This is a genomic window from Paraburkholderia dinghuensis (genome assembly GCF_003837865.1).
GTDB classification, from domain to species: domain Bacteria; phylum Pseudomonadota; class Gammaproteobacteria; order Burkholderiales; family Burkholderiaceae; genus Paraburkholderia; species Paraburkholderia dinghuensis.
Genome location: NZ_RQIS01000010.1, coordinates 30649 through 52715, shown reverse-complemented (window position 1 = coordinate 52715; position 22067 = coordinate 30649). Strand labels below are relative to the sequence as shown.

23 protein-coding genes are annotated in these 22067 nt (G+C 64.5%); 13 read left to right on the top strand and 10 right to left on the bottom strand.

The features are described 5' to 3' along the window. Positions 1–32 precede the first annotated feature (32 nt). Both D1Y85_RS14825 and D1Y85_RS14820 read left to right on the top strand, forming a co-directional pair. Complete coding sequence (locus D1Y85_RS14825; RefSeq protein ID WP_124151822.1) at positions 33–758, top strand: pirin family protein; 726 nt, start codon at positions 33–35, stop codon at positions 756–758. Positions 759–874: 116 nt separating this feature from the next. Further along, positions 875–1288 carry a DoxX family protein gene (locus tag D1Y85_RS14820; protein ID WP_124151821.1) on the top strand — a complete coding sequence of 138 codons (414 nt, stop codon included), beginning with the start codon at positions 875–877 and terminating at the stop codon, positions 1286–1288. A gap of 90 nt (positions 1289–1378) precedes the next feature. Here the strand turns inward: D1Y85_RS14820 and D1Y85_RS14815 are convergent, their stop codons facing one another. Beyond that, on the bottom strand, positions 1379–1630 hold the full coding sequence (locus tag D1Y85_RS14815) for a hypothetical protein (RefSeq protein WP_124151820.1): 252 nt from the start codon (positions 1628–1630) through the stop codon (positions 1379–1381). 47 nt (positions 1631–1677) lie between these two features. Here D1Y85_RS14815 and D1Y85_RS14810 point away from each other — a divergent pair, with 47 nt between their 5' ends. The 3 genes from D1Y85_RS14810 to D1Y85_RS14800 all read left to right on the top strand — a co-directional run bounded on the left by D1Y85_RS14810 (position 1678) and on the right by D1Y85_RS14800 (position 5605). Then, complete coding sequence (locus D1Y85_RS14810; protein WP_124151819.1) at positions 1678–3342, top strand: SulP family inorganic anion transporter; 1665 nt, start codon at positions 1678–1680, stop codon at positions 3340–3342. Between the two features lie 138 nt (positions 3343–3480). Continuing rightward, on the top strand, positions 3481–4839 hold the full coding sequence (locus D1Y85_RS14805; protein WP_124151818.1) for an aspartate aminotransferase family protein: 1359 nt from the start codon (positions 3481–3483) through the stop codon (positions 4837–4839). Positions 4840–4864: 25 nt separating this feature from the next. Then, complete coding sequence (locus D1Y85_RS14800) at positions 4865–5605, top strand: GntR family transcriptional regulator (protein WP_124151817.1); 741 nt, start codon at positions 4865–4867, stop codon at positions 5603–5605. Positions 5606–5764: 159 nt separating this feature from the next. Here D1Y85_RS14800 and D1Y85_RS14795 read toward each other — a convergent pair whose 3' ends face one another. Both D1Y85_RS14795 and D1Y85_RS14790 read right to left on the bottom strand, forming a co-directional pair. Beyond that, positions 5765–6943, bottom strand: a complete 1179-nt coding sequence (locus tag D1Y85_RS14795; protein ID WP_124151816.1) for a porin — start codon at positions 6941–6943, stop codon at positions 5765–5767. A 130-nt stretch (positions 6944–7073) separates the two neighbouring features. After that, positions 7074–7283, bottom strand: coding sequence for a hypothetical protein (locus D1Y85_RS14790; RefSeq protein ID WP_124151815.1), 210 nt, complete (start codon positions 7281–7283; stop codon positions 7074–7076). Positions 7284–7992: 709 nt separating this feature from the next. Here D1Y85_RS14790 and D1Y85_RS14785 point away from each other — a divergent pair. The 4 genes from D1Y85_RS14785 (at position 7993) to D1Y85_RS14775 (ending at position 10655) form a co-directional block, all read left to right on the top strand. Further along, positions 7993–8550, top strand: coding sequence for an FUSC family protein (locus D1Y85_RS14785; RefSeq protein ID WP_425466934.1), 558 nt, complete (start codon positions 7993–7995; stop codon positions 8548–8550). A gap of 224 nt (positions 8551–8774) precedes the next feature. Further along, entirely contained in the window at positions 8775–8912 is a 138-nt protein-coding gene (locus D1Y85_RS27050) for a hypothetical protein (protein WP_185218992.1), read from the top strand. A 39-nt stretch (positions 8913–8951) separates the two neighbouring features. Then, on the top strand, positions 8952–9371 hold the full coding sequence (locus D1Y85_RS14780; RefSeq protein WP_124151814.1) for a rubredoxin: 420 nt from the start codon (positions 8952–8954) through the stop codon (positions 9369–9371). Between the two features lie 288 nt (positions 9372–9659). After that, complete coding sequence (locus D1Y85_RS14775; RefSeq protein ID WP_246024917.1) at positions 9660–10655, top strand: DUF2242 domain-containing protein; 996 nt, start codon at positions 9660–9662, stop codon at positions 10653–10655. Between the two features lie 86 nt (positions 10656–10741). Here the strand turns inward: D1Y85_RS14775 and D1Y85_RS14770 are convergent, their stop codons facing one another. Further along, positions 10742–11362, bottom strand: a complete 621-nt coding sequence (locus D1Y85_RS14770; RefSeq protein WP_124151813.1) for a LysE family translocator — start codon at positions 11360–11362, stop codon at positions 10742–10744. A 328-nt stretch (positions 11363–11690) separates the two neighbouring features. On the opposite strand from D1Y85_RS14770, the gene D1Y85_RS14765 reads away from it, so the two are divergent. Next, a complete protein-coding gene (locus D1Y85_RS14765; protein ID WP_124151812.1) occupies positions 11691–12173 on the top strand; it encodes an Lrp/AsnC family transcriptional regulator in 483 nt (160 codons plus the stop codon). Positions 12174–12284: 111 nt separating this feature from the next. Here D1Y85_RS14765 and D1Y85_RS14760 read toward each other — a convergent pair whose 3' ends face one another. The 3 genes from D1Y85_RS14760 to D1Y85_RS14750 form a co-directional block, all read right to left on the bottom strand. After that, positions 12285–12512, bottom strand: a complete 228-nt coding sequence (locus tag D1Y85_RS14760) for a DUF2783 domain-containing protein (RefSeq protein WP_124151811.1) — start codon at positions 12510–12512, stop codon at positions 12285–12287. Positions 12513–12627: 115 nt separating this feature from the next. After that, positions 12628–14340: an FAD-dependent oxidoreductase gene (locus tag D1Y85_RS14755; protein ID WP_124151810.1), complete on the bottom strand. Its 1713-nt coding sequence runs from the start codon at positions 14338–14340 to the stop codon at positions 12628–12630. Positions 14341–14496: 156 nt separating this feature from the next. Further along, entirely contained in the window at positions 14497–15456 is a 960-nt protein-coding gene (locus tag D1Y85_RS14750) for an MBL fold metallo-hydrolase (RefSeq protein ID WP_124151809.1), read from the bottom strand. A 271-nt stretch (positions 15457–15727) separates the two neighbouring features. On the opposite strand from D1Y85_RS14750, the gene D1Y85_RS14745 reads away from it, so the two are divergent. Beyond that, positions 15728–16609, top strand: a complete 882-nt coding sequence (locus D1Y85_RS14745) for an IclR family transcriptional regulator (RefSeq protein WP_246024916.1) — start codon at positions 15728–15730, stop codon at positions 16607–16609. After that, positions 16576–17436 carry an IclR family transcriptional regulator gene (locus D1Y85_RS14740; RefSeq protein WP_124151807.1) on the top strand — a complete coding sequence of 287 codons (861 nt, stop codon included), beginning with the start codon at positions 16576–16578 and terminating at the stop codon, positions 17434–17436. The genes D1Y85_RS14745 and D1Y85_RS14740 overlap by 34 nt, the downstream gene beginning before the upstream one ends. Positions 17437–17592: 156 nt before the next feature. Here D1Y85_RS14740 and D1Y85_RS14735 read toward each other — a convergent pair whose 3' ends face one another. From D1Y85_RS14735 to D1Y85_RS14725, 3 genes are all read right to left on the bottom strand, one after another. Then, positions 17593–18468 (bottom strand): MurR/RpiR family transcriptional regulator, encoded by an 876-nt coding sequence (locus D1Y85_RS14735; RefSeq protein WP_124151806.1) that lies wholly within the window; start codon positions 18466–18468, stop codon positions 17593–17595. 59 nt (positions 18469–18527) lie between these two features. Continuing rightward, the gene (locus tag D1Y85_RS14730) at positions 18528–19604 is read right to left on the bottom strand and encodes an ABC transporter ATP-binding protein (protein WP_124151805.1); all 1077 of its coding nucleotides are present in this window, start codon (positions 19602–19604) and stop codon (positions 18528–18530) included. Positions 19605–19677: 73 nt separating this feature from the next. Then, positions 19678–20451, bottom strand: coding sequence for an SDR family oxidoreductase (locus D1Y85_RS14725; RefSeq protein ID WP_124151804.1), 774 nt, complete (start codon positions 20449–20451; stop codon positions 19678–19680). A gap of 359 nt (positions 20452–20810) precedes the next feature. Between D1Y85_RS14725 and D1Y85_RS14720 the strand changes: the two genes are divergently transcribed. Continuing rightward, positions 20811–22043, top strand: a complete 1233-nt coding sequence (locus D1Y85_RS14720) for an ABC transporter substrate-binding protein (protein WP_124151803.1) — start codon at positions 20811–20813, stop codon at positions 22041–22043. Positions 22044–22067: the final 24 nt, after the last annotated feature.

Below are 22067 nucleotides of genomic sequence, written 5' to 3'. Positions count from 1 at the left end.
CATCCAACCGGACAACTTCACTGGAGATCGAAATGATTGAACTTCGCAAGGCAGACCAACGCGGTCGTGGCGAACACGGCTGGCTCAGCTCGCGTCACACGTTCTCTTTCGCGAACTACTACGATCCGGCGCAGATCGGCTTCTCGGACCTGCTCGTCATCAACGACGATCGCGTCAGCCCGGGGCGCGGCTTCGGCAAGCATCCGCACCGCGACATGGAAATCTTCTCGTACGTGCTGGAAGGCGCGCTCGAGCACAAGGATTCGATGGGCACGGGTTCGGTGATCGTTCCCGGCGACGTTCAGTTGATGAGCGCGGGCACGGGCATCACGCACAGCGAGTTCAACCACTCGACGAGCGAGCCGGTGCACTTTCTGCAGATCTGGATCGCGCCGTCGGTGCAGAAGGCGCAACCGCGCTATGACCAGAAGAACATCCCCGAAGCCGAAAAGCGCGGCAAGCTGCGCCTCGTGCTCTCGCCGGACGGCGCCGAAGACTCGCTCGTGCTGCGCCAGGACACGCGCGTCTACGCCGGTCTCTTCGACGGCGCCGAGACCGCGAAGCTCGACGTCGACGCGAACCGCTACGTCTACGTGCACGTTGCACGCGGCAGTGTGAGCGTGAATGGCGTGACGATGGGCGAAGGCGACGGTGCGCGTATCCGCAACGAACGCGAACTGACCTTGAGCAACGGCGACGACGCCGAAGTGCTGGTCTTCGACCTTCGCAACATCGAAGTTTCGGAACTCTGGTCGTAACGCGCCAGATTGCCTACTCTGTATGAGAGGCCCGCGCGGGCCTCTCATACGGGCAGCGCATATTCAACAGAAGCAGCAAAAACTCTTCAAACGACGTCAACAATTCGGAGATAAACATGCGATACAACCTGTTCGGCCCGGGTAGCGACACAGTCCTGCTTGTCTCGCGCATCCTGCTCGCCTCGCTGTTCGTGCTGTTCGGCTGGACCAAACTCACCGGCTTTTCGGGCACGGTGGATTACATGACGCATGTCGGCGCACCGGTGCCGATGGTGTCGGCGATCATCGCCGTCGTCATGGAATTCGTCGTGGGCATCCTGATTCTCGTCGGCTTCTATACGCGCCCGCTCGCCGTGCTGCTCGCGCTCTATACCGTCGGCACCGCAATCATCGGACATCACTTCTGGAACATGACCGGCACCGAACAGATGATGAACATGATCAACTTCTACAAGAACGTCAGCATCGCGGGCGGCCTGCTGGCGCTCGCCGTGGCCGGTCCGGGACGCTTCTCGATCGACCGGAAGTAAGCGCACAGGCGCAAACGCAACAAGGCGCGATGCAAGAAACGCATCGCGCCTTTTTTCGTTGCTGTTGCACTGCGATAGCCTGGCGCCTGCCTACACCTGCGCTTCGGCCTGACCTGCTGCTCGATCGGCGATCAGTACATCCAGCCCGCCGCCGACAAACCGCTCCGATAGCACGTCCCTCGAAGCCACAACAATTTCAAGGTTGATACGAGGATGCGCACCTGAAAATCTCCGCAGTGCGTAGGGCAGACGACCCTGGACACGTTGTTCACGCTCGCGCGGTTTCATCCGCTGCCCGCGTTGTTCGATATGTCCGAAGTCACCCCGCGTCTGCGCTACCATTCCCTCCCCGGTCACACGCCAGACAATACAAAGATGGGAGGCACGCCATGCCCACGGCCACACCAGACGCCCCACCCGGCTTCTTTGATCGCCACCTCAAGGACCTCCTCGCCGGCTGCGCAATCGCCGGCCTGCTGCTGCCCGAAGCCGTTGCCTATGCCAATATCGGCAACGTCCCGCCCCAGGCCGGTATCATCGCGCTGCTCGTCGGCCTCGTGCTCTATGGCGTGATCGGCAACAGCCGTTTTGCCGTTGTATCGTCGACGTCCTCGTCGGCCGCCGTCCTCGCCGCCGTCACGCTCTCCGCGTCGGGCGGCGACCCCGCCACGCGGCTTTTGATCGGCGCGGGCATCGTCATCATGACTGGCCTGTTCTTCCTCGTCGCGAGCGCCGCGCGCCTCGGCAACATGTCCGATTTCATCGCCAAGCCCGTTCTGCGCGGCTTCACATTCGGGCTCGCCATCACCATCGTCCTCAAGCAGCTCGGTCTCGCGCTGCAGGTGAGCCCCGCGCACTCGGACGCACCGCGTTATCTGTGGGGGCTGCTGAGGGCGTCGAGCCGATGGCACGTCTATGGCGGCGTGCTCGCCATCGTCGCGCTCGTCATTCTCAGCGTGCTCAAGCGCTGGCCGCGCATGCCCGCGACACTCATCGTCATCGTGCTCGCCATCGGGCTCGGCTATGCCGTCGATCTGTCGCAGTACGGCATCCCACAGGTGGGTCACATCGACCTCGCTCACATCAGCTTCGGCGCACCCGATCTCGAGCGCACCCAATGGCTGCGCTGCGGCGAACTGGCCTTTGCGATGATGCTCATCACCTACGCGGAATCGTATGGCTCGATACGCGGCTTCGCCTTGAAGCACGACGACCCGTTCTCGCCGAACCGCGATCTCGCCGCGCTCGGTGCGAGCAATTTGTTCTCGGGGCTGCTCGGCGGCATGCCGGTGGGCGCAGGCTATTCGGCGACCTCGGCCAACGAGGGAGCGGGCGCCCAGACGCGTGTGGCCGCATGGAGCGCTGCCGCCGTCATCGCATTGATGGCCACGCTCCTGCTACCGCAGATCGCGCTCATTCCGGAGCCCGTGCTCGCGGCCATCGTGATACACGCGGTGGGCCACACGATCGACCCTCGCATTTTCGCGCCTTACCTGAAGTGGCGGCGCGACCGCTTTCTCGTGCTCGGCGCCTGCCTCGCAGTGCTCTTGCTCGGCGTGCTGGACGGCCTGCTCCTCGCCATCGCCGTGAGCCTGCTCTGGACGCTGCGCAAGCTCTCCGAGCCCAATGTCAGCGTACTGGGGCGGCTCGGCGACACCCACGATTTCGTCGATACCCGCAGCCACCAGGACGCCCAGCCGGTGCCGGGCATGCTGATCGTGCGGCCCGAAGCGCCGCTCTTTTTCGCCAACGTCGAGCGCGTGCTCGCGTATTTGCGTACGCTCGCGGCGTCGCAGGGCGACACCGTGCGGTACACGATCATCAGCCTCGAAGAATCGGGCGACATCGACGGATCGTCGATCGAGGCGCTGCAGACCTACGCCGCCGAAATGGCACGCGACGGCCGCCGGCTCGTGCTCGCGCGTCTGAAGCCACGCGCGCTGCGCGTGCTCGCGCGCGCGACGACCGAAGCACTGCCGGTCGAATCGTTGCACGAACTTAGCGTGGACGTCTGCGTGCGCTCGCTGCTCGACGCACAGAAAGCGGCGCAATGATCTGGCGATCCCCGCCTTATTCCCTGAAATTTGATCAAATTTACTTTCCCCTGCCTCCCGTGCGATGATTTGATCAAATCGTGACGCGCGCCGCTGACACCCTGCGCATGTCCGGAAATGGCACACAGGAGACGCCCCATGCAAACCCGTCAAGGCGTGAACTGGGACCGCGCGCAGCGCGTTCTCGCACGTGAACGCGAAGCCTTCATTGCGGCGCGCCCGAAGTCGCGCTCGCTTTCCGCACGCGCCGCACAGCATCTGCTGTTCGGCGTGCCGCTGCACTGGATGAATGACTGGTCGACGCCGTTCTCGCTCTATGTCGAAGCGGCGCGCGGCGCGACCTTCACCGACGCCGACGGCCACCGCTACGCCGACTTCTGCCTCGGCGACACGGGCGCGATGTTCGGCCACGCGCCGGAGCCAGTCGCACGCGCCGTCGCGGCGCAGGCGCAGCGCGGGTTCACGACGATGCTGCCAGGCGAGGACGCCGCGGTGGTGGCCGAAGCGCTCGCGGACCGCTTCGGCCTGCCGTACTGGCAGTTTGCGATGACCGCCAGCGACGCGAACCGCTTCGCACTGCGCTGGGCGCGCGCCGCGACGGGACGCAAGCAGATCGTCGTGTTCAACGGCTGCTATCACGGCACGGTGGACGACGTATTCGTCGATCTCGTCGACGGCGTACCGACGCAACGCGCGAGCCTGCTCGGCCAGGTACAGGACCTGTTGCCCTACACGCGCGTGGTGGAGTTCAACGATCTCGACGCGCTGGAAAAAGCGCTCGCCGATGGCGAAGTCGCGTGCGTGCTGGCCGAGCCTGCGATGACCAACGTCGGCATGGTGCTGCCCGAACCCGGCTTCTGGCGCGACGCGCAAGCGCTCATGCGCCGCTACGGCACGCTGCTCGCCATCGACGAGACGCACACGATCAGCAGCGGCCCGCGCGGCTATGCGCGCGAGCACGGCATCGAGCCCGATCTGTTCGTGCTCGGCAAGCCCGTGGGCGGCGGTGTCCCCTGCGCGGTCTACGGCTTTTCCGCAGATTTCGCCGCACGCGCGCAGCAGGCGAAGCACGACGCGCCGCCCGGACATTCGGGCATCGGCACGACGCTCACGGCGAACATGCTCTCGATGAGTGCGATGCGCGCAACGCTGACCGAAGTGATGACCGTTTCCGCGTACGAGCACATGTTCGCGCTGGCGCAACGGCTCGCCGATGGCCTTGCCGCAACGATCGCTCGCCATAACCTGCCGTGGTGCGTCACACGCGTGGGCGCTCGCACCGAGTTCCAGTTCTGCGCTACTCCGCCGCGCAATGGCACCGAAGCCCGCGCGGTGATGGACGACGAACTCGAACACATCGTGCATCTGTATCTGTTGAACCGCGGCGTACTGATTACGCCGTTCCACAACATGATGCTCGTGTGCCCCGACACCACGTCCGCCGATGTGGACCGCCTGCTCGAAGCATTCGACGCATGCGTGACGGAATTGAAATGAGCCCCGCCGCACCGGACGCATCGCGATGAAAACGCGCGCGCACCAGTCGCTTCAGGACGAGACCTACGCCACGCTGCGCAGATGGTTGAGCCTCGGACGCTTCGTGCCCGGCGAACGGCTGCGCATCCACGCGCTCGCCGAACAACTGGGTGTGGGCGAGATGCCGGTGCGCGCGGCGCTCGTTCGGCTCGCGGCAGAATCGGCGCTCGTGAACCTGCCCAACCGCGGCGTGCTGGTGCCGCAACTCACGCGCGCGCAATTCGACGACGTGCTGAACGTGCGTGTAATGCTCGAAGGCGAGGCGGCGAGTCTCGCCACCGCGCGGCTTGCGGACGACGAAATCGCACAACTCGACGCGCTGTGTGCGCAGATGGCCGATGCCCTGGCCGATAACAAACCCGCGCGTTATCTGGACGCCAACGAAGACTTCCACCTCATGCTGTACCGCGCGAGCGGATCGCCGCTGCTCGTCGAGCTGATCGAGACGGTGTGGCTGCAAGTCGGTCCGATCTCGAACCTGCTGTTCGACGACAGCATTTTTGCGGCATCGCTCAACGACGCCCACGATGGCCTGATACGGCGGCTCAAGCGCCGCGATGCCGAAGGCGTGCGGCGCGCGATCGAACGCGACCTGCGGCACGCGGCGCGACAGTTGCGTAAGCACTGTCTGGCTGAGGCGTCGAATGTAAGTGGTGATATCCGGGGCGGTCTGCGCGTGGGTACACCGGTACGCCGTCGCTCCTCTCAAGCGAAGCCGCGGGCTTGATCGTCCGGTAAGAGATGTTCGACCGGACGGCGTCCATTGTCGTTTCGCGGAAAGCATGTCATCCGCAGCCACCAAAAAAACGCGCACGCGGGAAGTTTCCCGCGTGCGCGTCGCCTCTCGCGTCACCAGACGCCCCACATCCAGCGCACGACGTATCGCTCAGAAGCGATGACGCAGCCCGATCGCCGCGGCGACCTGGTTCTCCGTCGACGACGGCGGCAGCGTGCTGATCGCCGCGACGTTGGGCGCCGCCGTACCGTCGGGGTTCAGGCCGAGCGAGCCAGTCGCGTGCTGGTAGACGGCGGCGAGATACACATCGGTGCGGCGGCTGAATGCGTAGTCGGCGCCGAGCATCGCCGTGTGCCACTTCGGGAACTGGTTGCCGCCCGTCACCGCGCCGCCACCCGACTTGCCGTCCGAGAACGTGTACGAACCGAGCAGCGCGAACGCCGGGGTCACGCTGTACGTGCCGTTGATTTCATAGTTGTTGATGTTCAGCCCCTGCCCTGTCGTGATCGACGGCGAAACGCCGCCCTGCGCAATCCCGGCGAGGTTGAAATACTGGGAGCGCGTGAACAGAAGGCCGACCTTCGCGGGTCCGAACGCGTACGTGCCACCGATGCCATACGAACGCTGCGTCTCCGCGATGATGGTCGCTGACGCTGGATTCAACGTGCCGGCCGTATTGAACGCGGCGTTCGGATTGTTGTTGATCTGCAGATAGGCCGCGCCGACGCTGAGCGGGCCGTTGTTGTACGTCGCGCCGAAGCTGTACGAGCGGTTATTCGCGAAGTCCGTCGAGTTGCTGAAGCCGTACATGCCACCGAGCTGGAAGCCCGAATAGTTCGCGCTGGTGTACTTGATCGTGTTGGCGAGCGAGTAAAGCGCTGCGACGTTGTCGTTGTTGAACGGATGACCTGCGACCTGGACCCCGGCGTTCTGCCCCGCCGAAGACAGCGGTCCAAGGTCTTCGGCCACGAAGTCGTACTGGCGGCCCAGCGTGAGCGAGCCATACTGGTCGCTCTGCAGGCCGACAAAAGCCTTGCGGTTGAACATCGTGCCGGAATTCCCGAGCGTGCCGTTGTTCAGGTTGAAGCCGTTCTCCAAGGTGAAGATCGCCTTGAGCCCGCCGCCGAGATCTTCGGCGCCCCGCAGCCCGAAGTACGTCGGGGATAGCGCACTCGAACTCTGCACCCAGGCGTGGCCGCCGCCGGCCACGTTGTTCACGTAGACGAGACCTGCGTCGAGCGAACCGTACAGTGTGACGCTGCTCTGCGCGTGAGCCGCGCTTGCAGCGAAGAAGCCCATCAGGCTTGCGGCCAGAAGTTTCTTTCTCATGCTTCTTGACTCCAAGACAGTCCAGAGGACGACGTTCCGAAATCCACCGCCCGTAAAGGCGCGGCGACGTGGTTTCCTTTGTCGTTTCAAGCGGTTCTGTTTGTACAGAACCGTCGCGGCCGCTTTTCGGCTATTGCTCTTTTGGGCACCGTCTTTTTGTGCGCAGACGTACGACGCTCGCCGTCATCTGTTGTCTTTTTTCAGCTACTGAAATGGCGGATAAACGCAATAATCGAGAAATGATTAAATCGATATCAGAAACGGCGTGCCCGGTGATCGCATGCACTCGAATCTCGACTACGCAGGCCGCCAGTTTATTCATCCGGCGCTGATCATGCACACAAAAATTCCAGAAACGTTGGAATAAAGACACACTTTATTACCGTTTATAAAATGGATTTCAATCGGCCCGCATATTCAACAATTCAAACCACGTTTGTTTGATTACATCGAGCATTACTAATAGATTCTGAACCCGATTTCCGCAATGCCTTCGCAAGTGGCTGAAATTGGTCGGAGCCCGGGCTCAAAACACAATGCGCAGCCAAAGACGCCCGTATTTAGCTTTACTCAATTGAGCAGCGAGTGGCGCGAAAGCTCAAAAGAAGATTGTTCGAATTACGAATTACACGCGATGCACCATAATGGGATGCCGCCCGATTTTTATTTATTCCGATCTACGATTGATTTTTTCGATAGACAACGAACATCTTTGCGCCTCAAGAAATAATCCCGATTATTGAGCTGCTCACCTTCGTCTCGAAGTCGTCAATCGTATTTCCACCCGCACTCTCGCAGCAATAACACGCCTATCGCCCCTTTCGTGACAACAGGTTCATTCCAGCCGGACCGCTCTGGTTCGTCGGTAATTTTTTGCTGGCATGCAGGTTGCCGAATATCGGCGGCGTAATTTCCTTCAAAAAAAATCGTCCATGCGATCGAACGTTACCGAGCGTTATCGACGCGCACGATCGCAAGCCTCGAGAGTTGATATTCTTGGCGGCACGCGAGCCCGCCCCGGGACTCGCCCCTCACGTCCGGTACGCACGATGCACGATCCGCAAGGCAATCTTTTCGCCTACCTCACCTCGCTCCAGCAGTCCGCCATGAGCGCGCTCAAACGTCTGCCGCTCAAGAGCCGCGCGGCGCAGGGCACGCTGATGGCGCTGCGCGCCGTGTGCGGCGCGGGTCTCGCCTACACCATCGGCCGCGCGCTGCACACCGAGCAGGCGTTCTGGGCCGCCATTACGGCAATCGCCGTCACCCAGCACGACTACTCCGACACGCTCAGCCAGTCGCGAGACCAGCTCATCGGGGCGTTCGCGGGCGGCGTCGGCGGCTTCGCGGCCGCCACGCTTGGCCATGAAAACATCGTCGTGTATCTCGTCGCCGTGGCGATCGTGATCATCGCGTGCTGGTGTCTGAACGTGGGTACAGCCGCCCGCCTCGCGGGCATCACGACGACGATCGTCCTGCTCGTCCCCGCGCACGGTCCGGTTTGGGACGTCGCGCTGTTCCGCGTCGCCCAGGTCGCGCTGGGCATGGTGTGCGCGCTGCCGGTCGGCTGGCTCTTCGAGTATGCGGAACGCCGATGGCTGCTCGCCTGAATCAACCATCGGGAAATAGTCCATCTGCGCTCGTGCACGAATCGGGGCCGGTTTAGCGGCGATAATCACGGCCGCGGTGCGACGGTGAGTAGGGCACGCGCCAGTGCGGCCTCTGCGCGCAGCGCGCAACGATTCGCACCGGCACGCGTCAAATCGTGCGACACTCTGGCGCCGCGCGCCTGTCCGGCCGCGCCCTCGACGCCCACCGTCCAACCGCACGCATCATGAACATGACTTCCCGTAATCCTCTCCCGGCCAACCCGAACGCTACGCCCCGCAAGTCGCTCACCCTGCTCCAGTTTCTCGGGCTGATCGGCGTCGCAGGCATCGCGGTGTCGCTCGCGGCCCGGTACTTCCTCTGAGCGCGGCAGTCCTCCGGATAGCCCGCCCCGTTTTTGCCCATGTACAAGAAAGGCGTTGCCCTCGAAATCCAGTTTTCCCCCGAACGCCTGAATGACGGCGCAGGCGATCCCTTCTGGATCGACCTCACCGCCGACGAAGCCGCCCGGCTGCTGAAAACGCTGCAGACCCAACTGGACGCCCGCGAAGGCGGCACATCGGCGCCGCTCGTCGTCGCGCTCGACACGCTGTCCGCGAACGATGCCGACACGAACCTGGTCGCCTCGGATGCGAACACAACGTCTTCCGGCGACGGCTTCAAGCAGTGGGTCTGTGTGATCTGCGGCTGGGTCTACGACGAAGAGACCGGCGCCCCCGACGACGGTCTCGCGCCCGGCACCCGCTGGGCCGACGTGCCCGAAGACTGGCGCTGCCCGCTCTGCGACGTTGGCAAAGACGATTTCGCGCTCGTCGAGTTCTGAGTGCTGCGACGCTCGGCGCGCCGTCCGGCGTACCGGATGCGTTGCGCAGCACAAACATCCCCGATCACGACCTCACGCCGCGTAATGCGCGCGTGTGCCTCTTGCACGCCCGCCCGGTTTCGAACGAGATGTCGAGCCGCACCGTGATCGCATGCGCCGAATTCCGCTCAAGCTGAAACGCGCTACATCAATCACGCGCGCGACAAGCGGCATATGCTCCACTAGCCAGATTTCAGGGTCGCAGCAAAAAAAGGGCGTTTCCGACATGCGCACCGGAACCGAACTACAATGCATGCCGTCCGATGCATTGCTGCGCTGCCCAATCTGAACATGCCCCGTTTCCCGAGAATTGCCCTCTACTTGCTGAGTCCGCTTGTCGCGGCGGCTGTCGTCGCCGTGAGCGCGTGCTCGTCGACGAAGCCAAAATTCTCGGACGATCAGTTGCTGAGCAGCGCGCCGAACCAGTTCTCGCACAACTTCGCCTATGCGAGTGCCGAAGCCTGTGAAGCGTCGCGCCGCGCCCTGCTGAGCCAGGGCTACATGACGACGATGACGCACAACGACACCGTCGACGCCACGAAGAACTTCCAGCCCGAGAGCGATTCGCACATCGTCGTCGAAGTGCACGCGGTCTGCACGGACGGCGATGCCTCGAACACGAGCGTGGTCTACGTGAACGCCGTGCAGAACGGCTATGCGTTGAAGAAGAGCGATACGTCGGCCAGCGTGGGGCTGTCGATTCTGGGGTCGGTCTCGTTGCCGATCCGCTCGAACAGCGACTCGATGGTCAAGATTTCCAGCGAAACGATCCAGTCGAAGGTTTTTTACGAACGTTTCTTCGAGCTGGTCGGCCGCTATCTGGGCACAGCAGCGCGCAGCGAAGCGGTGCCGGATGGGGGTGCGATCAAGATCACGCCACTGCCGCCGATCGTTTTGCCGGCGACTGCGGCGGTCAGCACACTGGCGCCGCAACCGCTGACGGTGCCGGGCGCGGCAACGCCTGTGCTTGCGCCGGTCGTGCCAGCCGCCGCAGCGGGAGTGCAACCCAATGTGGCGTCAACCGGCGTGACAGCGAGCGCGGCGCCTGTGACGACGCTCACGTCCCCCGCCGTCGCACATTCCGCCAGCACCGCGCCTGCCGCGATATCGCCAGAAAGCAAGGCAACCGCGGCAGCGCCAGCGGCTGCCAGTTCGGCGACTGTCTCTTCGGCCGCGGTTTCGCCGGCTCCGGCGGCCAACGCCAGCAGCGCAGCACCGTCGGCAACGACACCCGCTGCGCCTTGAGCACCCCTAGCGCCTGAGGGACCACAACGATATGTGAGCGCTCGCTCACACGCCCTTCGCGGCATGCGAAGGATCACGCGGCGCCCTCAGCGCAGCCCCGCCATCATCGCCCCCATCCCGACCAGCAGGCTGCCCATCAGCCGGTTCACCGCGCGAGCGCGCTTCGGCCGTTGCAGCACGTGGCGCAACCGATGCGAGAAAAGCGCCATCGACGCCACGCCAAGCGCGAACAGCACGACAAACGTCGCAGCCAGCACCAGGTATTGACGGTTGGCGCTCCATTGCGCGCCGGTGCTCATGAACTGCGGAAAAAACGACGGAAAGAACAGCAGCGTCTTCGGATTGAGCCCCGACGTAGCGAAACCGCGCCAGAACAGGCCGCGCTGGCTGTCACTGGACGCATTGACGCCCGGTTCGGCGAGTGCGCCGCTGCGCCATTGCTTGAAGCCGAGCCAGACGAGATAAGCCGCGCCGAGCCAGCGCAGCATCGTTAGCGAGTGCTCACTGATGAGAAGCAGGGAATTGAGGCAGAGCGCAGTCAGGGCAAGCTGGAGCAGCACGGCGGCCGTCCCGCCCCAGACGCAGGGCAGCGCGCGGCGCCAGCCCGCGCGCAGTGCCTGACTCATGGTCAGCACGTTCACGGGTCCGGGGGTGTAGACGAGCACCAGCGCGGCGGCGAGAAAAGACAGATACAGCTGGATCGACATCGTTGTTCTTGTGCGTGAGGCAATGGAATCGGGGTATTTGCATGCCTTCACGCCCTTCGGACGCTCCTCCTGCGGATTTCGCGTGAAACGCCCGGCGGCCGCTGCGATAAGACGGTATCCCGGCCTGACGGTCCGCCGCTGCTCGTGGCATCGGCGGCGCGCCCCGCGTCGGCGAGGTGGCCGCACGGGTCGTGCCGGGCGTGAAGGCATGTCGGAAAATATACCGTCCGGTTCCTCGTATAGGCTTCCGTTTTTGTGCAGATTGACGTCCAGCGCAGAACATCCTTCCGGTAATATACGAATTCTCTGAACAGAATTCCTATTCACCATGACCGCCCGCGAACGCCCCACCCGAACGCTCGACAACCAGGACCACAAGATCCTGCGCGCGCTGCAGAAGAACGCACGCGTCTCGAACGCGGAACTGGCCGAACAGGTGGGCATGTCGACGACCGCGTGCTGGAACCGCACCCGCCAGCTTGAAGCCGATGGCTACATCGATGGCTACGTTGCCCTCGTGAACCAGCAAAGGCTGGGCTACGCGGACATCGTGATTCTGGAAGTGACGCTAGACCGCCACGAGGACGACGCCCTCGCGCGCTTTGGTGAAGCGCTCGCCGCGCTGCCCGAGGTGCTGGAGGCCTATCTCGTCTCGGGCGAGTACGACTACTGGATCAAGGTCGCGGTCGACGGAACCGCGGGTTACGAACGCTTCCTGCGCGAGAAGCTTTATCGCATTGCAGGCATCCGGCACAGCCGGTCGATGTTTGCGCTGCGCTGCATGAAGGATGTGCCGTCGATGCAGGTGTAGCCGGTACGTCTCTATTGGTTGCGTCGGCATCGGGTGCGTCTCGATTCGCAAAGCGCGCGATGACCGGCGTGACGGCGCGGCGTTTGGCGTTCAACGCCGCCGTTCAGACGCTCACGCTGCGATCTCGCCGACACTTGTGCCCGCCGCGGACGCCACCCCTGCACGCGCCAGGCGGATCGCGTCCATCAGCGCCGCGTGCTCGCCTACGTGATTCGCCAGCAGCAGGATCAATTGTGCGTTCGCCGACTGGCTTTGCGCCTCGTCCAGATCGCGATGCATATCGATGAGCGCTTCGTAGAAGTCGTCGGGGCGCGCCAGGTTCGGTTGGGTATTGAGCATCGTTGTCTCCTGTCGACCAGAGTAAGCGCTTAAGCGCTTACTCTGGTCCCATGCAAAGTTCATTCATTCGAGCGGACCACGGCCGCCGCGCGGTGACCGTGGTCCGCTTGTCGTTTTACGCCGTGCCCTGCACGCACAACGCCCGCGTGAGCGCGGCTTCGACGCGCGCCGCATTGAAGCGTTTGAAGCGTGCGCAGACGTGCTGGTCCGGACGAATCAGGTAGAACGCGCCGTCCTCGGCACCGTAACGCTGCGCCGCGAGCCCTCGCACATCGCGCAGAATCACAGCCGTTTCCGGCAGGCCCGCCGGCACCGCGGCATCGCCCTCGAGCATCACGACGAAGGCGAGCGGCATCGGTCCGCACGCGAGCGTCTGCAATGCATCGAGCGTTTGACTATCCAACGGCGAGGCCGCACGACAAAACACGAGTCCGGTGAAGCGGTCGCCGAGATGGGCGAGCAGCCAGTCTTCGCGTCCGGCGCCGTCAAGCACCGGCGCATCGACGCATGAAGCACCCGGCTCCATCGATGAGCTGAACGCGTCTTCGTCTGGCGTGTTCAACGGCGATTCGCGCAACACCGCTGGCACCGAAAGCCGCCCGCTGTTCACGAGCTGCCGCGCAAACGCGTGCTCGCGAGCGAGCGTGAGCACGGCGTCGCGGAACACACGGCTCACTGCGCTCTTCGGCGTGATGAAGTCGGTCGAGCGCGTGGAATTGCGCAGGTTTTCATCGGCGGCGTATTCGCGTTCGCTCCCATACGTGTCGAGCAGCGCATCCGGTGCGCGGTTCTCCAGCACGGCTGCGAGCTTCCACGCCAGGTTCTCCCCATCCTGAAAGCCGCTGTTCGCGCCGCGCGCGCCGAACGGCGAAACGAGGTGCGCCGAGTCGCCCGCGAACAGCACATTGCCGTGCCGGAAGCGGTCCATGCGCAGACACGAGAACGTGTAGATACTCACCCACTCCAGTTCGAACTTCACGTCCGGACCGAGCAGCGCGCGCACGCGAGGGATCACGCGCTCGGGCGTTTTCTCGACCACCGGATCGGCGTCCCAGCCGAGCTGGAAGTCGATGCGCCAGACGTTGTCGGGCTGGCGATGCAGCAGCACCGACTGATTCGGATGGAACGGCGGATCGAACCAGAACCAGCGTTCAGTCGGGAAGTCCGCTTCCATCTTGACGTCGGCGATCAGGAAGCGGTCCTTGAACGTGCGGCCATGGCTGTCGAGGCCCATCATCGTGCGCACGGGGCTGCGCGAGCCATCTGCCGCGACCGCGTAGCGCGCGAGCAGTTGATACGGGCCATCGGGCGTATCGACGGTCAGCGCAACGTGCGCGTCGGCCGTGCCAGGCGTGCCGCGTTGCACGAGGCTCGTCACCTTGTTTTTCCAGCGGATTTCGAGGTTCGGTAGTGCTTGCGCGCGCTCCAGCAGGAAGCCTTCCACGTAGTACTGCTGAAGATTGATGAACGCCGGGCGATGATGCCCGGTCTCCGGCAGCAGGTTGAATGAGTAGACCAGCTCGTCCTTGCGGAACACCTTGCCGACGTTCCAGCTCACGCCCTTCTCGACCATGCGCTCGCCGCAGCCAAGCCGGTCGAAGATGTCGAGCGAACGCTTCGAGAAGCAGATCGCCCGCGAGCCCGTCGAGAGCGTGCAGTCATCGTCGACGAGCACCACGTTCACGCCTTGCTGCGCGAGATCGATGGCGGCGGCGAGGCCCACAGGCCCGGCACCGATCACGGCCACCGGATGCATGTTCGCCTTTGCGTTCGCACTCTGTTCGTAGCTGGGTGTGTAGTCGAACGTCAGCGTCTGATAGTCGATCATCGGTGTGTCTCCCGGTCTCTTGTTTTTTGTCGACCTGAGTTGGCGCTTTAGCGCTTACTCAGGTCCCATGCAGCGCTGTCGACCTGAGTAAGTGCTCTGCATCGGGCCGGAGTAAGCACTAATGCGCCAATTCCAGCCCCATCCCCTCGCGCTTCATCACCCCTGCAACGCGTCCCACATTTCCTTGTCGCGCTGCGCCGTCCAGATGCGCGGATGCTTGATGCCGCTGGCTTCGTCATAAGCACGCGAAACATCGAACGGCAGGCAGTGCTCGTAGATGAACACATGCCCGAACTTCGGGTCCATCGCTTCGCGCGTGAGCGCCATCGACGCTTTCAGATCGAGCTTGCGTTCGACCGCCTTGTGGCCTTGCGCGAGCAGCGTCGTCACGAAATCCTTCGTGTAATCGAGGCCCTTGTCCACTTCCTCGGGCGTCAGGAGCGCGGGGCCGCGGCCCGGCACGAGCTTTTCGGGGTTCAGCGCGCGCAGCGCTTCGAGCGTGGCGGGCCAGTCGGCGAGTTGCGCGTCGCCGCAATAGCACGCGGCGTCGTACTCCACGAGGTCGCCCGAGAACAGCACCTTCTGCGACGGCAGCCACACCACGGTGTCGCCCTTCGTGTGACCCGCGCCCAGGTGCGCGATCTTCACTTCGAGCTTGCCGAGGTAAAGCGTGATTTCTTTCTCGAACACGAGCGTCGGCCAGGTCAGGCCAGGCACGGTCTCGACGCCCGCGAAAAGACGTGGGAAACGCTCGATCTCGGACTTCATGTCGGCCTCGCCGCGCTCGACGATCATCTCGTACGTGCCGCGGCTCGCGATGATCTGCTGCGCGCCTTCCTTGAAATACGCCGATGCGCCCAGCACGCGCACCGCGTGATAGTGCGAGAGCACGACGTACTTGATGGGCTTGTCGGTGACGCTGCGGATCTTCGCGATCAGATCCTGCGCCATGGCGGGCGTCGCCGTGGTGTCGACGATCAGCACGCCGTCGTCGCCGATGATGACGCCCGAGTTCGGATCACCTTCCGTCGTGTACGCGTAGGCGTTTTCAGAGAGCTGCGTAAAGGTGACCTTCTTCTCTTCGAGGTCGGCCTGGGATGCGAACGCCTTTGCCATCGTGAGTCTCCGTATCGTGGGACGTGTTGGGGAACGCGAGGCGAGCGCGCACGGCAGCGCGCGAGCGGCGCCGGCCAGTCAGGATGTCTCGCCCCGTGTTGGAATGAATCGATCGTGGTTCTACCGGGGTGAGGCCATCTTAGGCCCCCTCCAGAAAATTTGTCAATAGCGAATATACTCGCTATAAATTAACGAACAGCGGCAGCCGCAACTGCCGATGCGGGCCGCCCGTTCGGTTAACATGAACCCCTTTTTCAGCCAGAGACCAGGTGTGAACAGACGTCGCAACGAGCACGCAGCGCTCGCGCCGCCCGAGACGGCCGCCGGGCGGACGCAGCGCGGCATCCAGAGTGTCGAGGTAGGCGGCCGGCTGTTGCTCGCGCTCGCGCAAGCACGCGCGCCGCTCGCACCCGCCGATCTCGCGACCACGAGCGAGTTGCCGTCGAGCCAGGCGCATGCCTATCTGGTGAGCCTCACGCGCCTTGGCCTGATCAAGCGCGACGCGCTATCGGGCCGCTACGAGCCGGGGCCGCTCGCGCTGCGCCTCGGCCTCCTGCATCTCGCGCAGCAGCCTGCCTTGCGCGAGGCCGTGCCGCGCGCGGCGGCGCTTGCCCAGACGCTCGGCTGCAGCGTCGCGCTGTGCATCGCCGGACCGCAAGGGCCGACCATCGTGCGCTACGAGCACGCGAGCCTGCCGCTGCATGTGAACCTGCACGTCGGTACGGTGATGTCGCTGCCGGGAACGTCCACGGGCCGCGTGTTCTGCGCCTGGCTCGCACCCGACGCGATGCGCGCAATGTGGAAGAACCAGGCCGCCCAGCGCGCCACGCACGCACAACGCGATGCCGCGCTCGAACCGGCCTCGGACGCCGCGTTTTCCGCCACGCTCGACACCATCCGCAAGCGCGGTTTCGAAACCGGTATCGACGCACCGAGCCCCGGCGTAAGCAGTGTCTGCGTGCCCGTATTCGACGAAGCGCACGCACTGCGCCTCACGCTGACCGCCATCGGCGCGAGCGCTTCGCTCGACGTGCGCGCGTCCGGTGCGGTGGTGCGTGCGCTGCGCGATGCAGCCTCTGCGATCGGCGCGGCTGCCTTTCCCTCCACTTCGACTCTGCCATGCCCCGAACAAGCTCCAGGCCTGCGCGCGTAGCGCCCGACGAACCGGAAGTCGTTGCCGCAGAATCCGCGGACAAACCGCAACGCGGCATCCAGTCGCTCGACGTCACGGGTGAGTTGCTCGCTGTGCTCGTCGCGGCCGGCACGCCGCTCTCACTGCGTGACCTCGCGGCGGCAGCGGGCATGGCGAGCGCCAAAGCATTTCCGCATCTGGTGAGTCTGCAGAAGATCGGCCTGCTCGGCCGCGACGCGGCGGGCCGCTACGAAGCGGGGCCACTCAGTCTCGAACTCGGCCTCCTCGGACTCGCGCGCCTTTCGCCGGTGCGCGAAGCCGATGCGGAACTCGTCGGACTCGCCGCCGCTACCGGCATGAGCGTCGCGCTGGCTGTGCCGGGGCCGCTCGGGCCGACGGTTGTGCGGCTCGAAGAATCGGCGCTGCCGCTGCATGTGAGCCTGCGGCCCGGCACGGTGATGTCGCTCGTGAACACGTCAATTGGACGCGTGTTCGCCGCGTGGCTCGACGACGATGTGCGCGACACGTTGCTCGCGCAGGACGGCTTGCGACTTGCGGGCGTGTCGCGCGGCGGCGGCGCGAGCGCCGCGTACCGCGAACGGCTCGCTGAGATCCGCGCGGAGGGCGTCGATACGGCGCTCGACAAGCCGATTCCCGGCATCAGCACGGTCGCCGCGCCGGTCTTCGATCACACCGGGAACGTGTGTCTCGTGCTCGCGGTGATGGGCCCCTCAGGCACCATCGACACTGCGCTCGGGGGCACGCCCGCGCAGTTGTTGATCGCCGCCGCACAGCGGTTGTCGCGGCGCTTCGGCTACGTGGAAGGAGCGGCGGCGGCGGCGCTATAGCGGCGTTCGATTAACGCAAGTGGGGCGCGTCCGCGCAGTTGCTGGTCGCCGCCGCACAGCGGCTCTCGCGGCGCTTCGGTTACGTGGAAGGGGCGGTGGCCGCTGCGCTATAGCGGCATTCGATTCACGCAAGTGGGGCGCGCGGGACGTGCGCGATCAGGCGCCGTCGTCGGACGTTTCGGCCACATCGCCATTGCTGCGCGCCTGTGCATCGCGCATTTTCGCGAGCGTTTTCGGCCCGAGGCCGAGCGCGACGCCGATCGCGAGAGCGTCGATCACCGCGAGATGCGCGATACGCGACACGCCCGGCGCGTGCGGCTCCGTGGTAGCAGGCACGCGCAGCAGCAGCGGAATATCGACGACCCACGCGAGCCGCGAACCCGCACTGGTCAGCGCGATGGTGGTCGCGCCGCGCTCCTTCGCGATCTGGATGCTCTCATTGACTTCGACGCTGCGCCCCGAATGGGAGATCGCGAACGCCACGTCGCCGGGTTCGAGCAGGCCTGCGTAAAGCCGCTGGAGATGCGCGTCGGTGAATGCGCTCGCGGCGACGTCGAGCCGCAGCATGCGCAGCGCAGCGTCCTGCGCGACGAGTCCGGAGCCTGCGCCCACCCCGAAGAAGTACACGCGCCGCGCGCTGCCGAGCGCCGCCACGGCCGCCGCGAACACGGCGGGATCGAGCGACGCGCGCGCGTAAGTGACGCCTTGCACGACCGACTCGGTGACCTTGTCGAGCAGCGTGCCGATCTCGTCGCCGCTCTCGACTTCAGCCAGCGACGACGCATACGGCACACCGCCCGCCGCGCTCTGCGCGAGCCGCATCTTGAAGTCGCGCAGGCCGTGCGCGCCCACCGCGCGGCAAAAGCGCGTGACCGAAGGCTCGGACACATCCGCGCGCAGCGCGAGTTCGGTGATGCTCGCGCGCATCGCGAAGTCGACGTCGCCCAGCACCATGTCGGCGACCTTGCGCTCGGCAGGCCGCAGCGACTCGGCGACATCGCGGATGTGATGGATCAGGTTGGAGACCGGCAAGCTCAATATCCCGTGGATTGACCAACGCCCGATTTTTTCAGCCTCGTTCAGCTTCGAATTCAGTCCAGATCGAGCCGCTTGCCACTTTCGGTATCGAACAGATGCAGATGCGCGTGAGGCAGACCGAGCGTCATGCGCTGCCCCGGCGCGACCTGCGGTCGCGCGCGCGTGGTAACGCACCAGGTTGAATCGCTTATTTTCCCGTACAAGTGGGTCTCGGCGCCAGTCGGTTCGATCACGTCGACGTTGAATGGCACGTCACCCCCGGCCTCGATGTGCTCCGGGCGGATGCCGAGCGTCACGCGTGCGCCCGCCTGCGTCAGGCGCGCCGTCGCCTCGGGCAGCGCGATGCGCACGCCGTCTTCGAGCACGAGCGCGGTGCCGCGCGCGTCGCTCATGACCGTGCCCGCCGCAAAGTTCATCGAGGGCGACCCGAGGAAGCTCGCGACGAACAGATTGCCCGGCTTGTCGTAGAGGTCGAGCGGGCGTCCGATCTGTTCGATGCGGCCCGCGTTCATCACGACGATGCGGTCGGCCATCGTCATCGCCTCGATCTGGTCGTGCGTCACATAGACCACCGTGTTGCGCAAACGCTGGTGCAGCGCCTTGATTTCCGTGCGCATCTGCACCCGCAGTTTGGCGTCGAGGTTCGAGAGCGGTTCATCGAAGAGGAAGAGCGATGGCTCGCGCACGACGGCGCGGCCCATCGCCACACGCTGGCGCTGCCCGCCGGAGAGCGCACGCGGCAAGCGTTCGAGATAGCTCGACAGGTTGAGCATCTTCGCCGCCGCCTCGATACGCGGCTTGAACGCGTCCTCGCGTTCCTTGCGGATGCGCGGGCCGAACGCGATGTTGTCGTACACGGACAGATGCGGGTAGAGCGCATAGCTCTGGAACACCATCGACACGTTGCGCTGCTGCGGCGGCAGCCCATTCGCGCGCGTGCCGCCGATGGTGAGATCGCCGCCGCTGATGTCCTCGAGACCCGCGATCATGCGCATCAGCGTGGTCTTGCCGCAACCCGACGGGCCGACGAGCACGACGAACTCGCCGTCCTCGATATCGAGGTCGACGCCATGCACGACCTGCGTTTCGCCGTAGCGCTTGTAGATGCCGTTCAGTTGTACCGCTGCCATGCTGTCCTCGTTCGCTGGTTACGCTGTCGTGCGTGTGATTTGCGTGTGCTTTACGTGAGATCGGCTCAACGCATCAGAGCGGGTCGAGCGTCAGCTCGTTCGCCATCATCCGGTTGCCGGCCATGAGGCCCGCGTCCACCGGCAACGCGACGCCCGTGATCACGCGCGCCTGCGGCGACGCCAGAAAGTGCACTGCGTCGGCGATGTCCTCGGGTGCCGCCACGTCGCCGAGCGGATACCACTTCTTCAGTTCTTCGAAGATTTGCGGATGCCGGTCGACGCGCGCCTGCCACGCGGGCGTCTTGACGGTGCCCGGGCAGACGAGATTCGCGCGGATGCCGTACTGCCCCAGCTCGATCGCGAGCGCCTTCGTGTAGCTCACGAGGCCCGCCTTCGCCGCGCTATAGGCGGGATGCCCGAGCGCGGTGAGCCCGTTCACGGAACCGATCAGCACAATTGCGCCGCGCTGCCGCTCGATCATCGACTGGCGCACCGCCTCGACCGTGTAGTACGCGCCGTTCAGATTCAGGTCGATGTCGCGCCGCCATTCGGCTGCGTCGGTGCGCGCGAGCGTCGTGCCGAGCGCACCACCCGCATTCGCCACCACGACGTCGACCGGCCCGCGCGCGGCCACGCCGGCTGACACGGCATCGCTCATCGCTGCAGCGTCGCTCACGTCGGCGACGAGCGCTTCGAGCCGCTCACCGCCGAAATCCACGCGCAGCGACTGCGCGAGCGCCTCGTCGCGATCGAGCGCGAGAACGGTGTCTCCCGCATCGAGAAACCGCTTGCACAGTGCGCGGCCAATGCCGCCGCTCGCGCCCGTCACCAGCACCACCCGGCTCATGTTCGACTCTCCGAATCGGGCCGCCAGCCATGCCAGCCGGCCTGTAAATTTCCAACAAACACACCGAATACCGCGCGGCGGAGTCCGGGTTAACGTGCACAGCCCGTTCTGCTGCGGCGCATGAATTATCCCTGTTTAACAGCATGTTAGGCAAAACACCGAGCGAAAAACAATATCGCGTTTACCAGGTGACAACGCTTTTTTCATCCTGTAGGATTTTTTCAAACAACGCAACCCAGCGGCCGGAGTCCCGGCGGCGGTGTACGCAGGAATAAGCAGGCATAACCACCCAGCAACCACCCGCAAGGGATTGGACCCAGCGCTGAAGCGCCAAGTCCCATCGACACAGGAGAGTGAGAATGTCGTTTCAGCAACGTGCAACCACTGCGCTCGGCAAGTTCGCCGTCGCGCTCGCCTTTGCCGGCATCGGAATTGCGGCACACGCCGATACGGTTCGCGTGACGGTCGCGCACTACAGCGACGCCACCGCGCCGTACTTCGAGAAAATGGCCAAGCAGTTCGAAGCCGCCAATCCCGGCACGACGATCAAGATCGAAGACGTGAACTGGGACTCGCTGCAACAGAAGCTGCAAACGGACATCGCCGGCGGCGCGAACGCCGACCTCGCGATCATCGGCACGCGCTGGCTTCTCGACTTCGTGAAGGACGGCATCGCCGAGCCGCTCGACGGCTACATGGACGCGAACTTCAAGGGCCGCTTCATCGGTCCGTTCCTCGCGCCTGGCCAGATCGGCGGCAAGACCTACGGCCTGCCGATCGCCGCTTCGGCGCGCGCGCTCTACTACAACAAGGACATGCTCGCGTCGGTCGGCTATCCGGGCGGCCCGAAGACCTGGGCGGAAGTGGTCGATGCGTCGAAGAAGCTGAAGGCCAAGGGCATCGCCGGCTTCGGTCTGCAAGGCAAGGAAATCGAAACCGACGTGTACTTCTACTACGCGCTGTGGACCCACGGCGGCGAAGTGGTGGGCAAGGACGGCAAGGCGGCGTTCAATTCGGCGCAAGGCGTGAAGGCCGCGACGCTCTACAAGACGATGATCGACGAAGGCCTCACCCAACCGGGCGTCACGGGCTACAGCCGCGAAGATGTGCAGAACCTCTTCAAGCAGGGCCGCGTGGCGATGATGATCTCGGCGCCGTTCCTCGCGAAGCAACTGAAGAAGGAAGCCCCGAACATCAAGTACGGCATCGACGCGATTCCCGTGGCCACGACGCCGGCGACCTACGCGGTCACCGATTCGATCATGATGTTCAAGAACTCGAAGGTGAAGCCGGCCGCCTGGAAGTTCCTCGACTTCCTGTTCACGAAGGAACCGCGCGTGCAGTTCACGAGCACGGAGGGCTTCCTGCCGACGACGAAGGCCGAAGCGACCGACCCGGCGTTCCAGGACCCGGACACGCAGGCATTCATCGCGCTTCTGCCGCACGCGCGCTTCGCACCGACTGTGACGGGCTGGGAAGACACCGCGAAGGCCGTGACGAACGGGATGCAGGCGATTTACCTCGGCAAGGCCAAGCCCGCCGACGCACTGAACCAGGCTGCCGCCGAAGCGAACAAGGCGCTCGGCAAGTAATGACCGCCTGACGCCGGTACGGAC

Bases quoted from the DNA above. Each gene is read 5' to 3' on its own strand.
- D1Y85_RS14780 (WP_124151814.1), top strand. From the start codon at position 8,952: ATGTACAAGAAAGGCGTTGCCCTCGAAATCCAGTTTTCCCCCGAACGC.
- D1Y85_RS14795 (WP_124151816.1), bottom strand. From the start codon at position 6,943: ATGAGAAAGAAACTTCTGGCCGCAAGCCTGATGGGCTTCTTCGCTGCA.
- D1Y85_RS14805 (WP_124151818.1), top strand. From the start codon at position 3,481: ATGCAAACCCGTCAAGGCGTGAACTGGGACCGCGCGCAGCGCGTTCTC.
- D1Y85_RS14750 (WP_124151809.1), bottom strand. From the start codon at position 15,456: ATGGCAAAGGCGTTCGCATCCCAGGCCGACCTCGAAGAGAAGAAGGTC.
- D1Y85_RS14740 (WP_124151807.1), top strand. From the start codon at position 16,576: ATGCCCCGAACAAGCTCCAGGCCTGCGCGCGTAGCGCCCGACGAACCG.
- D1Y85_RS14760 (WP_124151811.1), bottom strand. From the start codon at position 12,512: ATGCTCAATACCCAACCGAACCTGGCGCGCCCCGACGACTTCTACGAA.
- D1Y85_RS14815 (WP_124151820.1), bottom strand. From the start codon at position 1,630: ATGGTAGCGCAGACGCGGGGTGACTTCGGACATATCGAACAACGCGGG.
- D1Y85_RS27050 (WP_185218992.1), top strand. From the start codon at position 8,775: ATGAACATGACTTCCCGTAATCCTCTCCCGGCCAACCCGAACGCTACG.
- D1Y85_RS14765 (WP_124151812.1), top strand. From the start codon at position 11,691: ATGACCGCCCGCGAACGCCCCACCCGAACGCTCGACAACCAGGACCAC.
- D1Y85_RS14720 (WP_124151803.1), top strand. From the start codon at position 20,811: ATGTCGTTTCAGCAACGTGCAACCACTGCGCTCGGCAAGTTCGCCGTC.
- D1Y85_RS14825 (WP_124151822.1), top strand. From the start codon at position 33: ATGATTGAACTTCGCAAGGCAGACCAACGCGGTCGTGGCGAACACGGC.
- D1Y85_RS14730 (WP_124151805.1), bottom strand. From the start codon at position 19,604: ATGGCAGCGGTACAACTGAACGGCATCTACAAGCGCTACGGCGAAACG.
- D1Y85_RS14725 (WP_124151804.1), bottom strand. From the start codon at position 20,451: ATGAGCCGGGTGGTGCTGGTGACGGGCGCGAGCGGCGGCATTGGCCGC.
- D1Y85_RS14800 (WP_124151817.1), top strand. From the start codon at position 4,865: ATGAAAACGCGCGCGCACCAGTCGCTTCAGGACGAGACCTACGCCACG.
- D1Y85_RS14770 (WP_124151813.1), bottom strand. From the start codon at position 11,362: ATGTCGATCCAGCTGTATCTGTCTTTTCTCGCCGCCGCGCTGGTGCTC.
- D1Y85_RS14775 (WP_246024917.1), top strand. From the start codon at position 9,660: ATGCATGCCGTCCGATGCATTGCTGCGCTGCCCAATCTGAACATGCCC.
- D1Y85_RS14810 (WP_124151819.1), top strand. From the start codon at position 1,678: ATGCCCACGGCCACACCAGACGCCCCACCCGGCTTCTTTGATCGCCAC.
- D1Y85_RS14785 (WP_425466934.1), top strand. From the start codon at position 7,993: ATGCACGATCCGCAAGGCAATCTTTTCGCCTACCTCACCTCGCTCCAG.
- D1Y85_RS14820 (WP_124151821.1), top strand. From the start codon at position 875: ATGCGATACAACCTGTTCGGCCCGGGTAGCGACACAGTCCTGCTTGTC.
- D1Y85_RS14755 (WP_124151810.1), bottom strand. From the start codon at position 14,340: ATGATCGACTATCAGACGCTGACGTTCGACTACACACCCAGCTACGAA.